Here is an 11,377-nt window from a genome sequence, read left to right on the forward strand (position 1 = left end):
GGAAATGGTCATGAAAATCAGATTGCGGTGGTACGAAAAACACAGTAATAACTTGAAGGCGGATGAGTATTCAGCAGATATCGAGGACTCAGACAGCATTCTCAAAGCGTTGGGTTTAGGCGAGGAAACCGCGATATATGCCGATGTATTCAATATGCTGCCTAACTGGATAACGATTATTCAGCCATATTTTCAGCACATGATCGAACCCGACCACCTCGACTACCAGATTTCCTTCCGTTACCAAGGCGCGTGGCCACCGCCTCCGAATCAACCTAAGAAGAGGTCTTGATGCAATGAGACCTACACTGCAAAAGCCTCTCCTCTATCGCTCAGTCAACACCCGAACCCATGGCGTACGCCATGGGAGTTGCTGTGCTTACAGATATGAACGACACAGCAAAAGCGAAAAGCGAGCGCTATCAACCCGTGGCTCAATGCACAGCCATCAAAGACACGGGTACGATTACACGCCTCTATTCCGTTTTCTCCTGTCCAAAGTCGGCCACCCCTGGAGCAAGGTTTTCAGCGAAGCCAAGGCCCGCCTGGATCGTCCGGATCCGGTGTTCTGGATGGTTGCGCTGCATGAAAGCGACAAGCAGGAATACGTGAGTACGGGCGAGAATAGCTGCTACAGCGGATTGTGGGTGGACGAGGCTGGCCTGTTGCAAAAGGTCAACCCACAGCTGACGCCCGAGCACATGAAACCCTTCTGCGACTGCTGCACCCAAACGTTCAACGGCGTGGTGTTCGCACAGGCTTTACCGCGCGAACAGCAGGCGCTGGCACGACAGTTCCCAAAGGTGGTCCGCGGTGCCTCAACGCTTACTCGGGCTGAAACGTCTCCAAATACGCCAATATATTCTCAATCTTCTCCTGATCACTGATCCCCCAGAAGATCATCCGCGTACCGCTTACCACTTTCTTCGGCGCTTCGATGTAGGCGGCAAGTTTGTCACGGGTCCAGACCACGCCTGAGTTTTTCATCGCGTCGGAATACTGGTAATCCGTAGTAGTGCCCGCAGGCCGGCCGATGATGCCGTTGAGCTGCGGTCCGAACCCGCCGCGTGCGCCTTCGCCCACACTGTGGCAGCCACCGCAAGTCTTGGTGAAGAGCTTGCCGCCCGCCTCGGCATCGCCGGCAGCAAAGGCCCCGTGTGTGTTGAAGATCAGGGCAAGGGTCAACCAGGCGTACTTCATCAGAGGGCTCCGCATCGAGTGTTGCCGACAATTATGCCCTGTTTAAATAGCCGTTTCCCCAGCCGCTTTACGATAACCGTGCGGGCCTGTGCTATGAACTGGGGCCCCCCGGCCACGTTCCTGCAGACCACCAAACGACCACCCATCGTTTAAAAAACATCCAATCGAACCTATATGCCCCGCCTCCACTCCACCCTACTGAACCCTGATGGTGGAGTAAGGATCATGGCTCAGCCATCGATTTTAGTATTGGAAGACGACGAGATCATTCGGGCGTTGATGGTGGATGTGCTGGAGGACTTCGGCGCATTGGTAAAGTCGTTCCCTTCGGCGGATGAAGGGATGATTTATCTGGAGCGGGGCGATGACCCCGTGGACCTGATTGTCAGTGATATTCAGATGCCCGGCTTGCTCAATGGTTATGACTTGAGCCGAGTGGTGGCGCATCGTTGGCCTGAGGTTCAGGTGGTGTTGACGTCCGGCAACACCACGATAGCGTCGCAACTGGGTGGCTCGGTGCGGTTTTTGCCCAAACCCTGGAGTACCGACCACTTGCTTGAGTGCGTGCAAAAAGCATTGACCCAGCAAGGTTCGTCTGTGCATTAATAGCGCGGCGATATCATTCAACCCGAACTTCGTGCCAAGGCCTGCGGTCATTTTATCTACAAGGAGTGACTTTTCTGATCTACCGGTCAGCCTTTTCGCTTATTGCGTAAGCTGACGACAATGAATTGTGTAGAATCGTCGCCCATTTTCATGCGTCATTCATGGCCGAGAGGCCCACAGTTCGAGCTCATTAATGCACTCAGAAGCCCATGACGTTGGTGCGCCATCCTTGTTGGAAACGTTGCGCACAGGCACCGGGCTGTTGCATGTCGCGCTGGAAAAGCGCCTGCCATTTTTTTCCGAACGCCTGGATACAAACTGGTACCGGCGCTTGCTCCAGGCCTACTACGGTTTCTATCAGCCGATGGAAGCGGTGCTGTATGACGGCGGCTTGATTCCCCATGGATATGACGCCGCATTGCGTACGAAAACGCCGACGCTGGTCAGTGATCTTCGCGCCCTCGGCCTGAATGAGCACACCATCAGCACCCTGCCCCGTTGCACCCGACTCCCGCCTCTGGACACACCCGCTGCCTGCCTTGGCGCCTTGTATGTGCTGGAAGGCGCGACCCTCGGTGGGCAAGTGTTGCGCCGCGAAATGGCCCTGCGCCTGGGGATCGATGCCGACAACGGCGGTGCGTTTCTCGATATTTATGGCGCCGAGACCGGCCGACGCTGGAAAGAGTTTCTCGACTACCTGGGTCGCCTGCCGTTGGACACAACAGCCAGGGCGCGCGCAGTAATGGCTGCCCGCTCCACATTCAGCGGCTTTGAGCAATGGCTCGACAGCCAGGAGGTACTGCTATGAAACCCGACGATTTTGAAGAGCTGCTTGCCAACTGCGCCGACGAGCCCATCCGCTTTCCCGGAGCGATCCAGCCTCACGGAGTGCTGCTGACATTGTCGGAACCCGGCCTGGAGATCATCCAGGTCAGCGCCAACGTCGGCAGCCTGTTCGGCCAGGCGCCCGAAGCGCTGCTCGGCCAGCCGCTGCACAGTTTGATCGGCGCAGAGCACGCCCAGGCGGTGCAGGTCATGGCACAAACCGACACATTCTTCGACATGCCACCGTTGCACGTCACGCTCAATGGCGCAGCCTTCGAAGGCTTGCTGCACCGCCACCAGAGCGTGCTGGTGCTGGAGTTCGAACCGCGAATCAAGGATTTCCGCCCACGCGCGCTGAACGGTCGCACCAGTAACCTGGGCAAGATGCTGCAACGTTTGCAGGCGGCGAAAACCCTGCAAGCGCTGTACGAAATCAGCGTGAATGAAATCCAGGCCATGACCGGTTACGACCGCGTGCTCATTTACCGCTTCGAAGAGGAAGGCCACGGCCAGGTGATTGCCGAAGCGTCAGCGCCGTCCATGGAGCTGTTCAACGGGCTGTTTTTCCCCGCCTCCGACATCCCGGAACAGGCCCGCGAGCTGTATCGCACCAACTGGCTGCGCATCATCCCCAACGCGGCCTACGAGCCAGTGCCGTTGCTGCCCAAGCTGCGCCCAGACACCGGCGAGCCGCTGGACTTGAGCTTCGCCACCCTGCGCAGCGTGTCGCCGATTCACTGCCAATACATGAAGAATATGGGCGTACTGTCGTCCATGAGCATCTCGTTGATGAAGGGCGACAAGCTATGGGGCCTGATCAGCTGCGGCAACCGCGAGCCGCTGCTGGTGCCGAACGAGTTGCGCACCGCCTGCCAGACCATCGGCCAAGTACTGTCGTTGCAGATCAGCGCCATGGAGACCCTGGAACTGAGCCGTCAACGCGAGGAAAAAGTTCAGGCGCTGGCACTTCTCGATCAAGCGCTGAAGGCCTCCCAGGACAGTGTGTTCGACGGCCTTGCCCAACAAAGTCAGTTGCTGATGGAGCTGACAGAGGCAGGCGGCGTGGCGATCATCGAGGGCAAGCAATTGCACTGCTACGGCCACTGCCCGGAACCGGCGCAGATCCGCGCACTGCACAAGTGGCTGCAAGAGCGCGACGAACCGGTATTCGCCAGCCACAACCTGGCCTCGGTATACCCGCCGGCCGCCGAGTTCCAGCAGTTGGCCAGCGGCGTCCTGGCCCTGCAGCTGCCCAAGCCTGTGGATAACGGTGTGCTGTGGTTCCGCCCGGAGGTGAAGGAAAACATCCACTGGAGCGGTGACCCACAAAAGCCCCTGGGCCTGGAAAACTCCCACGCGGGCCTGCACCTTCGCCCACGTACCTCATTTGAAGTGTGGAAAGTGGTCATGGCGGGCATTTCCACCAAGTGGAGCCATGGCGACCTGTTCGCCGCCAACGACCTGCGCCGCTCGGCCCTGGAAAACGACCTGGCACGCCAGGTAAAGCGTGAGCAGCAGGCCGTGCGGGCGCGTGATGACCTGGTGGCCGTGGTGTCTCACGATTTGCGTAACCCGATGACCGTCATCTCCATGCTCTGCGGCATGATGCGAAAAGCGTTCAGCTCCGAGGGCCCGCACACCTCGCGACGCATCTCCTCGGCTATCGACACCATGCAACAGGCGGCCGGGCGCATGAACGTGCTGCTGGAGGATCTGCTCGACACCTCGAAAATCGAGGCCGGACGCTATGTCGTCAAACCCGTGCCGCTGGATGTGAGCCATATGTTCGATGAGGCTTATTCGTTGCTCGCACCGTTGGCGCTGGAAAAAGGCATCGACCTGTCGTTCAACGCCGAGCCCGGCCTGCTGATCAATGCCGACCCGGAGCGCCTGTTCCAGGTGTTGTCGAACCTGATTGGCAACGCCATCAAATTCACCCCGCGCCTGGGCAATATCGGCGTCAGCGCCATGAGCAACGGTGAAGAAATCGTGTTCTCGGTGCGCGACTCCGGTGAAGGCATTGCACCGGAGCAGTTGCCTCACGTGTTCGAGCGCTACTGGACACAAACCGAAAACAACCCCACCGGCAGCGGTTTGGGGCTGTACATCACCCAAGGCATCGTCCAGGCCCATGGCGGCGAAATTTCTGCCAAAAGTGAGGTGGGCCGGGGCAGTGAATTCCGGTTCACGGTGCCCAGGGTGATTGAAGGCTCGCCTATCTGAAGCGTTGCCTGGTAAATCTCATATCGGCAAGATCACCATCGCCTCCAACCCACCCCCCTGGCGCTCGGCCAGGGTCAGGGTGCCGCCATGTTCCAACACGATCGCTCGTGCGGTAGAGAGCCCAAGCCCTACGCCGCCGGTGCTTTTGTTGCGTGACCCCTCCAAGCGATAGAACGGCAGGAATACATCCTCCCGATGCGCTGCGGGAATGCCCGGGCCACGGTCCAGCACGCGAATCACCACCGTATCCTGCTTGTGCTGCAACTCGATTTGCGGCGCCGCACCGTAGTGGATGGCATTGTCCATCAGGTTGGTCATCACGCGTTTGAGGCCCAGGGGCCGGCCGAAATACACCAGACGTGGCGGCCCGTTAAACGTGAAGTCGATGGCCTGGTCGCGATAATCGTCGATCAGGGTCTGCAGCAACTCCGCCAGGTCCAATTGGGTGGCCTGTTCCAGGCGCGCGTCATCGCGGAAAAATTCCAGGGCGGTGTTGATCATGGCCTGCATTTCATCCACGTCGCGAAACAGTCGCTGTTGCTGGTCGCTATCCTCGATGAACTCACCGCGCAGGCGCAGGCGGGTCAGCGGCGCACGCAGGTCGTGGGAGATGGCGGCCAGCATTTGGGTACGGTCCTGGATGAAGTGGCGCAACTGCGCTTGCATGCTGTTGAAGGCAAGAATCGCCTGACGGATTTCGTGAGGCCCCACCGGCTCGATCGGCGGCGCGCGAAAGTCGCTGCCAAAACGCCGCGCACCTCGGGCGAAGTGTTGCAGCGGGTGGGCCAGGCGTCGGGTCGCGACCAGGGTGACCAAGGCGGTGGAGACCAGCACCAGCAGCGCCACAATCAGGCTGCGCACACCATCGTCCAGGCCCCAGCTGCGAGTACCGGTGCTGAACATCAGCCAGGATCGGTCGGTCAGTTGCATCAACAGCACGTACTGGCCGTTGCCGTCGGGCCAGTCGGCAGGTTCATAGGCCTCCATGGGGCGCGTCGGGCCTTCAAGCAGGTGCTTGAACACCTGCTCGCCGGTGTTGAAATCCGGGTCAGCCAGCACCGGCAGATTAAACGCCGCCCGCTGCGCCGCCCACGTCACCCTGAAGGACCCGTCCCCTATCACCTGGGCGAGATGCGCTCGCTGCGTCGGTTCGGACGCCTCGATCACGCGCACCACCACCGCGACCTTTTCCAGCAGGCCGGTTTCAGCCAACGGCGGCCTGGCCCATACCCCCGCCAGTTGCACGAACAAGGCATTGAATCCCAGCGCGGTGATCATCGCGACCAGCACGGTCAGTGCGATCCAGCGCGCCACCGTGTCGCGCGGACGCTGGATCATGAACGGGTCACGCTGGCGGTGAATTGATAGCCGCCATTGCGCACGGTGCGGATCATCGCCGGGCGCTTGGTATCGAATTCCAGCTTGCGGCGCAGGCGGCTCACTTGCACGTCGATGCTGCGGTCGAAGGCATCATGGCTATGGCCGCGCGCCAGGTTCAGCAACTGTTCGCGGGTGAGCACGCGTTGCGGATGTTCGAGAAACACCAGCAGCAGATCGAACTCGCCGGACGACAGCGGAATCATCACCTGGTCGGGCGAGCGCAACTCGCGGCGCATAACGTCCAGTTGCCAGCCGGCAAAACGGATCAGCGGGCGCGCGGCCTCCCCCATCGGCGGCCGGCTTTCACCCGCCCGGCGCAATACCGCACGCACCCTGGCGAGCAGTTCGCGGGCATCGAAGGGTTTGCTCAGGTAATCGTCGGCGCCCATTTCCAGGCCCACCACGCGGTCGCTGAGTTCACCCATCGCCGTGAGCATGATCACCGGTGTAGCGTATTGCTGGCGCAGGCGCTGGCACAGCAGCAGGCCGTTTTCGCCGGGGAGCATCAGGTCGAGGATAATCAGGTCGGCGGGCTGGCGCTCCATGGCCGCCCACAGCTCAGCGCCACTGGCCGCAGTCTCTACCGAATAGCCATGGCGCAGGAAAAATTTCTTCAGCAGGGCGAGGACTTCAAGGTCATCGTCGACGATTAACAGGTTGCTCACCGGCAGGCTTCACTGGACTGGGTCAAGGCGCCATCTAAAACTATTCGACGCGCTCCGTCATATATTTCAATCGTGCAATAAAGCGTCAGCAACGCAATAAAGCAGACATCTTTGCGCAAGGCGGCAATGCCAGCATCGGCCTCCCTTTTGCGGAGACTGTGCCCATGCACGCGTTGACCAACCCACGGCACCTGGCCCGCCACGCCGTGCTGTTACTGACTGTGTCTTACCTGGCGGGCTGTGCGAGCCCTCCACCCTTGACACCCACCACCCGCTGCGCGCAGGTGAACAATCCGGTGTATGACCCTGCCGAACCGGTCAACCGCAGGGTATTTGCGTTCAACCGTGCTGTGGATAACTACGCCCTGGCGCCTGTGGCGCGCGGTTACCGTTACCTGCCGGAATTTTTCCAGGCGGGTGTGCATAACTTCGCGAGCAACTTCAGTGAGCCGGAGGTATTTATCAACGACCTGCTGCAAGGCAACCCTCGGCGCTCGGTCAACACCCTGGGGCGCTTCGCCGTGAACACCACGGTGGGCGTGGTGGGGCTGTTCGATGTGTCGGATCGCCTGGGCATCCCACGCCATACAGCCGACTTCGGCCAGACATTCGGCGTGTGGGGCGTGGGCAACGGCCCCATTGTCGAACTGCCACTGCTGGGCACCCACAACAGCCGGGATGCTGCAGGCAAGGTATTGAGCTTCCTGGTTTCGCCATTGGGCGACAGCGATACGGTGCAGACCCTGGGCACCATCAGCCTGGTCGGCGGTACTGTCGACACCCGCGCGTCGCTGTTGCCGCTCACCGACAGCCTGCAAAAACTGCCGGATTACTACAGCGCGTTGCGTAATGTGGTGGCGGAACATCGCGCGGCTTTTGTGCAGGAAGGCGCGGAAGGCGCGACCTCTGCGGGAATGGACAACTGCGCTAACCGCCCTGCGGATGATTTCTGAAGAGGCTCGTCAGCCACAGTCATATCTTGCAGCAGTGCGTTTATAGCAGCCTCGTTTCTGCCGCTATTAAGGTTGGCCTTACTTCGTCCCGACGGGCGAAGCATCCTCTCCTCATAGAAGGAAACATCCATGGTCAGCGGAATCAACCCCTCACTGGGCAGCTTTCAATACCCACCTCTGCAACAGGATGATGCAGAGCCCCAGCGTAGGAAACGTAGCATCGACACCACCCACATGCAGTTCAACGCCGCCGAGCCTGATGGCATGGCGACCAATGACCGACGCAAAAACAGAGGGGGTGGGCTCGACAGCCTGGGTCAAGGCAACCTTCTTTAACTAGCCGCGTACGAAGGGCAGTGCACGGCCCTTCGTACATCCCTCCTTAACAAAACCATCACATTCACTCGCTTAAACTCGCCGGTTCAATCCAGCCTGGGGCCACTGTCTGCATGCCGCACTCCGACACACTGCCCGCCGTATTGGCCGGCCCACTGCTACGACGTCTCGAAGCTCGGCGCCTGGTGTTGTGGCTGGTAGGAAGTCGAGCACTGGCACTGACGCTGAAGCTGCACCTGCCGGCGCAAACACTGGAAATCGCCCTGGACCAGTGCCAGGTGGTACCCGTGGGGCGCCAGGCGTTTATTCATTTGATCGATGTGGCGCTGCACGAAGCGCTGCCCCTGGACGTGGCGATCAGCTACGACCTGCTGTTTGACGACACCGGCATCGCCGACTGGGCACCGCACCTGCTGTACGCGAATGCTCAATACCCCAGTTTCGTGTTGCATAGCCGAATCCATCAGCTGGTGCACGGCTCATGCCGCAAACCCCATCACAGTGCCGACGAAGGATTGCTGTGCGTCGACCGTCTGCTGGCCGAGGCCAAAACCCCGGCCGAACGTCCGGCCTTGTTGATGATGAGCGGCGATCAGGTCTATGCCGACGATGTCGCCGGGCCGATGCTGCGGGCAATTCATGGGTTGATAGCACGGCTGGGCCTGTTCGATGAATACCTCGAAGGCGCTGTGGTCGATGACAGCGCCAGCCTCTATGGGCATCCGGCCAGTTATTATCACCGTGCCGATTTGCTGCCGGCCTTGGACAGCAACGAGACCTTGCGCGAGCGCTTCTTTGGCGGCGTGAAAAAGCCGATTTTCACCAGCAGCACCGCCGACAACCATCTGGTGACCTTTGCCGAAGTCATCGCGATGTACCTGCTGGTGTGGTCGCCCACGCCCTGGACGCTGACCACGCTTCAGGGCCCGCCGCTGAGCCTGGAACGACAGCAGCGCTACACCCGCGAAAAGGTCCAGATCGAGCGATTCCGCGACAGCCTGCCCGGTGTCGCGCGGGTATTTGCCCACCTGTCGACCTTGATGATCTTTGACGACCATGACATCACGGACGACTGGAACCTCAGCGCCCAATGGGAAGAAACCGCCTACGGCCACCCCTTCTCCAAACGCATCATCGGCAACGCCCTGCTGGCCTACCTGTTATGCCAGGGCTGGGGCAACCAGCCGGATGCGTTTGTCGAACTGGTGAGCCAGACCCAAGCGTTGACCACCCAGGCCCAGGCCAACCACCTGGACGCAGCCGCCCAGGACGAATTACTCGAGGCGCTGCGTAAATTCCAACACTGGCACTACGTACTGCCTACCACCCCCGCGTTGGTGGTGCTCGACACCCGTACCCGACGCTGGCGCAGCGAGTTCACTCTCAAGCAACCTTCCGGCCTGCTGGATTGGGAAGCCCTGAGCGAACTGCAGCAGGAGCTGCTCGACCACCCTTCGGCCATCATCGTCTCGCCTGCACCGGTTTTCGGCGTGAAGCTGATCGAGACCGTGCAAAAAGTATTCAGCTGGTGCGGTTACCCGCTGCTGGTAGACGCTGAAAACTGGATGGCCCATCGCGGCGCCGCCCAGGTGATTCTCAACATCTTCCGCCACTCCCGCACACCGGGTAACTACGTGATTCTGTCGGGCGACGTGCATTATTCGTTCGTCTACGAAGTGTTGATCCGCCACCGAAACGGTGGCCCCAGGATCTGGCAAATCACCAGTAGCGGCATCAAGAACGAATTTCCACCACGCCTGCTCGAATGGTTCGACCGTCTCAACCGCTGGCTCTACTCCCCACGCTCGCCGCTGAACTGGTTTACCCGGCGCCGCACCATGCAGGTGGTACCGCACATTCCGGAACATGCCGAAGCCGGCGAGCGGCTATGGAATTCAGCCGGGATCGGCCAAGTGTTTTTCAACGGGCAGGGCCAGCCCGAGGCGATTTACCAGCACAACGCGGATGGCAAGCCTCGGACGAAAATGATTGCGCCGCGCTCCTGAAACAGTCTGCCTGCCCTATTCAAAGGCCGCCAACCACGTTGTACAGTAGCGTCAGCCACGGAGTATCGGCGTCAACGAAAGCTGGCCTTGAAAGCCCGCTCATGCAGGAAGCGTGTAATGGACGATACAGCCGGCACCGAACCGCTGCGTAATGACCTTGCCAATATCAGCACCGACATGTTGCATGCCATCATGGAACTGGTCAGCGACGGGATATGGGATTGGAATGCCAATACCGGGTTCGTCTACCGCAATCCCGGCTGGTACGAAATGCTTGGCTACCCGCGCCACTCCCTGGAAAACAGCGTATTCACCTGGGAAAGCGTGATCCATCCCGAGGATTATCCCCATGTGATGGCCGGATTTGATGACTATGTCTGCCAACGCGCGCCCCTGTACCGAGCCGAATACCGCTGTCGAAAATACGACGGCACGTACCTCTGGATCGAGGACCGTGGCTACATCATTACGCGCAATCCCGACACTTCGGTAGCGCGCATGGTGGGCGCACACCGCGATATCCATGCACGCAAATGCTCGATTGAACGTCTTCAAAAGCGTAACCGCTCCCTTGAGACCTTGGTGCTCGAGCGCACCCTTGAATTGTCGCGCGTCAATCAGCAGTTGCAATTGCAACTGGTCGAAAACCGCTCCCTGGCCGAACGGGATGCCCTGACGCGCATCGCCAACCGTTATCGCCTGGAAAAAGTGATGCTCCAGGAATGCGACCGCTCCGAGCGCTTTCGCTTGCCATTGGCGCTGGTGGCTATGGATATCGATGACTTCAAGCCGATCAATGATAGATATGGCCATGGCGTAGGCGACCAGACGCTGGTCCAGGTAGTGGAAGGCCTGGAAACCTGCGTACGTGCCGGTGATGTGCTGGCCCGCTGGGGCGGCGATGAATTTATGCTGGTCTTGCCCAACAGCACCCTGCAGACGGCGAAGGAACAGGCCGAACGTGTGCGCCACACAATCCAGAACCTGTTCGCCGTCGCTGATCCCAAGATAACCCTGAGCCTGGGCGTGGTGGAACGGCGGGTGGGGGAGTCACCGGCAGCCCTGATGGCGCGCGCCGATCAGGCGTTATATCGATCCAAGGCGGCGGGGAAGAATGGAGTCTCGGAATGAATGATCCCGACTTTTAATAATGACCCGGCGACTTTATTTCGTTTGCGGCAGA

12 protein-coding genes are annotated in these 11,377 nt (G+C 59.9%); 9 read left to right on the forward strand and 3 right to left on the reverse strand.

Translation table 11 applies throughout. The features are described 5' to 3' along the window. Positions 1–4: 4 nt before the first annotated feature. On the forward strand, positions 5–292 hold the full coding sequence (locus C4J85_RS22250; RefSeq protein ID WP_124410715.1) for a colicin E3-like toxin immunity protein: 288 nt from the start codon (positions 5–7) through the stop codon (positions 290–292). A gap of 145 nt (positions 293–437) precedes the next feature. After that, positions 438–887 carry a hypothetical protein gene (locus C4J85_RS22255; RefSeq protein WP_305955166.1) on the forward strand — a complete coding sequence of 150 codons (450 nt, stop codon included), beginning with the start codon at positions 438–440 and terminating at the stop codon, positions 885–887. Here the strand turns inward: C4J85_RS22255 and C4J85_RS22260 are convergent. Further along, a complete protein-coding gene (locus C4J85_RS22260) occupies positions 826–1,200 on the reverse strand; it encodes a cytochrome c family protein (protein ID WP_124410716.1) in 375 nt (124 codons plus the stop codon). The two genes, C4J85_RS22255 and C4J85_RS22260, sit on opposite strands and share 62 nt — an antisense overlap. A gap of 225 nt (positions 1,201–1,425) precedes the next feature. On the opposite strand from C4J85_RS22260, the gene C4J85_RS22265 reads away from it, so the two are divergent. The 3 genes from C4J85_RS22265 to C4J85_RS22275 all read left to right on the forward strand — a co-directional run bounded on the left by C4J85_RS22265 (position 1,426) and on the right by C4J85_RS22275 (position 4,854). After that, entirely contained in the window at positions 1,426–1,806 is a 381-nt protein-coding gene (locus C4J85_RS22265; protein ID WP_124364322.1) for a response regulator, read from the forward strand. Between the two features lie 193 nt (positions 1,807–1,999). Further along, positions 2,000–2,614 (forward strand): biliverdin-producing heme oxygenase, encoded by a 615-nt coding sequence (locus C4J85_RS22270; RefSeq protein WP_124410717.1) that lies wholly within the window; start codon positions 2,000–2,002, stop codon positions 2,612–2,614. After that, positions 2,611–4,854, forward strand: coding sequence for an ATP-binding protein (locus C4J85_RS22275; protein WP_124410718.1), 2,244 nt, complete (start codon positions 2,611–2,613; stop codon positions 4,852–4,854). The genes C4J85_RS22270 and C4J85_RS22275 overlap by 4 nt, the downstream gene beginning before the upstream one ends. An 18-nt stretch (positions 4,855–4,872) precedes the next feature. Here C4J85_RS22275 and C4J85_RS22280 read toward each other — a convergent pair whose 3' ends face one another. Continuing rightward, positions 4,873–6,192, reverse strand: coding sequence for an ATP-binding protein (locus tag C4J85_RS22280; protein WP_124410719.1), 1,320 nt, complete (start codon positions 6,190–6,192; stop codon positions 4,873–4,875). Beyond that, entirely contained in the window at positions 6,189–6,899 is a 711-nt protein-coding gene (locus C4J85_RS22285) for a response regulator (RefSeq protein ID WP_124410720.1), read from the reverse strand. Before C4J85_RS22285 ends, C4J85_RS22280 begins: the two co-directional genes overlap by 4 nt. 164 nt (positions 6,900–7,063) lie before the next feature. Here C4J85_RS22285 and C4J85_RS22290 point away from each other — a divergent pair, with 164 nt between their 5' ends. The 4 genes from C4J85_RS22290 to C4J85_RS22305 all read left to right on the forward strand — a co-directional run bounded on the left by C4J85_RS22290 (position 7,064) and on the right by C4J85_RS22305 (position 11,325). After that, positions 7,064–7,852, forward strand: a complete 789-nt coding sequence (locus C4J85_RS22290; protein WP_124410721.1) for a VacJ family lipoprotein — start codon at positions 7,064–7,066, stop codon at positions 7,850–7,852. A 129-nt stretch (positions 7,853–7,981) separates the two neighbouring features. Next, the gene (locus C4J85_RS22295; RefSeq protein ID WP_124410722.1) at positions 7,982–8,188 is read left to right on the forward strand and encodes a hypothetical protein; all 207 of its coding nucleotides are present in this window, start codon (positions 7,982–7,984) and stop codon (positions 8,186–8,188) included. A gap of 113 nt (positions 8,189–8,301) precedes the next feature. Continuing rightward, the gene (locus tag C4J85_RS22300) at positions 8,302–10,194 is read left to right on the forward strand and encodes an alkaline phosphatase D family protein (protein WP_124410723.1); all 1,893 of its coding nucleotides are present in this window, start codon (positions 8,302–8,304) and stop codon (positions 10,192–10,194) included. A 117-nt stretch (positions 10,195–10,311) separates the two neighbouring features. Continuing rightward, positions 10,312–11,325 carry a diguanylate cyclase domain-containing protein gene (locus C4J85_RS22305; RefSeq protein ID WP_124408128.1) on the forward strand — a complete coding sequence of 338 codons (1,014 nt, stop codon included), beginning with the start codon at positions 10,312–10,314 and terminating at the stop codon, positions 11,323–11,325. The last annotated feature ends 52 nt before the right edge of the window (positions 11,326–11,377 follow it).

Origin of the sequence: Pseudomonas sp. R4-34-07, from assembly GCF_003852375.1 — a bacterium.
Taxonomy (GTDB): Bacteria; Pseudomonadota; Gammaproteobacteria; order Pseudomonadales; family Pseudomonadaceae; genus Aquipseudomonas.

What these genes read in the sequence shown, in the direction of transcription:
- C4J85_RS22260 (WP_124410716.1), bottom strand. Translation starts at nt 1,200, where the DNA reads ATGAAGTACGCCTGGTTGACCCTTGCCCTGATCTTCAACACACACGGG.
- C4J85_RS22250 (WP_124410715.1), top strand. Translation starts at nt 5, where the DNA reads ATGGTCATGAAAATCAGATTGCGGTGGTACGAAAAACACAGTAATAAC.
- C4J85_RS22265 (WP_124364322.1), top strand. Translation starts at nt 1,426, where the DNA reads ATGGCTCAGCCATCGATTTTAGTATTGGAAGACGACGAGATCATTCGG.
- C4J85_RS22305 (WP_124408128.1), top strand. Translation starts at nt 10,312, where the DNA reads ATGGACGATACAGCCGGCACCGAACCGCTGCGTAATGACCTTGCCAAT.
- C4J85_RS22280 (WP_124410719.1), bottom strand. Translation starts at nt 6,192, where the DNA reads ATGATCCAGCGTCCGCGCGACACGGTGGCGCGCTGGATCGCACTGACC.
- C4J85_RS22295 (WP_124410722.1), top strand. Translation starts at nt 7,982, where the DNA reads ATGGTCAGCGGAATCAACCCCTCACTGGGCAGCTTTCAATACCCACCT.
- C4J85_RS22290 (WP_124410721.1), top strand. Translation starts at nt 7,064, where the DNA reads ATGCACGCGTTGACCAACCCACGGCACCTGGCCCGCCACGCCGTGCTG.
- C4J85_RS22270 (WP_124410717.1), top strand. Translation starts at nt 2,000, where the DNA reads ATGCACTCAGAAGCCCATGACGTTGGTGCGCCATCCTTGTTGGAAACG.
- C4J85_RS22275 (WP_124410718.1), top strand. Translation starts at nt 2,611, where the DNA reads ATGAAACCCGACGATTTTGAAGAGCTGCTTGCCAACTGCGCCGACGAG.
- C4J85_RS22255 (WP_305955166.1), top strand. Translation starts at nt 438, where the DNA reads ATGCACAGCCATCAAAGACACGGGTACGATTACACGCCTCTATTCCGT.
- C4J85_RS22300 (WP_124410723.1), top strand. Translation starts at nt 8,302, where the DNA reads ATGCCGCACTCCGACACACTGCCCGCCGTATTGGCCGGCCCACTGCTA.